Source organism: Bacillus sp. 05T31 (assembly GCF_056396725.1).
The window spans coordinates 1-495 of the sequence record NZ_JBFTMA010001343.1 but is presented as its reverse complement, the minus strand read 5'-3'; the positions used below and the strand labels follow the sequence as shown (position 1 = coordinate 495).

At 52.6% G+C, this 495-nt stretch carries 3 tRNA genes and 1 rRNA gene; all 4 read right to left on the bottom strand.

Features of this window, described 5'->3' with window-relative positions:
• Window positions 1-109, bottom strand: a 16S ribosomal RNA gene (locus AC1DJR_RS33230); the annotation flags it as partial.
• Window positions 110-186: 77 nt separating this feature from the next.
• A tRNA-Ala gene (locus AC1DJR_RS33225) sits at window positions 187-262 on the bottom strand.
• A 9-nt stretch (window positions 263-271) separates the two neighbouring features.
• A tRNA-Pro gene (locus tag AC1DJR_RS33220) sits at window positions 272-345 on the bottom strand.
• A gap of 7 nt (window positions 346-352) precedes the next feature.
• Window positions 353-426 (bottom strand) — tRNA-Arg (locus tag AC1DJR_RS33215).
• Between the last annotated feature and the right edge of the window lie 69 nt (window positions 427-495).

Below are 495 nucleotides of genomic sequence, written 5' to 3'. Positions count from 1 at the left end.
CGTCCGCCGCTAACTTCATAAGAGCAAGCTCTTAATCCATTCGCTCGACTTGCATGTATTAGGCACGCCGCCAGCGTTCATCCTGAGCCAGGATCAAACTCTCCAATAAAGTTAGTTTGTCTAGCATCTAAAAATAAAAATTGACGTTYACGTTGTTTGTTTCGTTCAGTTTTCAAAGAACTTTTTTGGTGGAGCCTAGCGGGATCGAACCGCTGACCTCCTGCGTGCAAGGCAGGCGCTCTCCCAGCTGAGCTAAGGCCCCAAACAAGTATCGGGAAGACAGGATTTGAACCTGCGACCCCCTGGTCCCAAACCAGGTGCTCTACCAAGCTGAGCCACTTCCCGAAAAAAACGCGCCCGAGAGGAGTCGAACCCCTAACCTCTTGATCCGTAGTCAAACGCTCTATCCAATTGAGCTACGGGCGCATATGGTGCCGAGGGCGGGGGTCGAACCCGCACGGTGGTCACCCACCGCAGGATTTTAAGTCCTGTGCG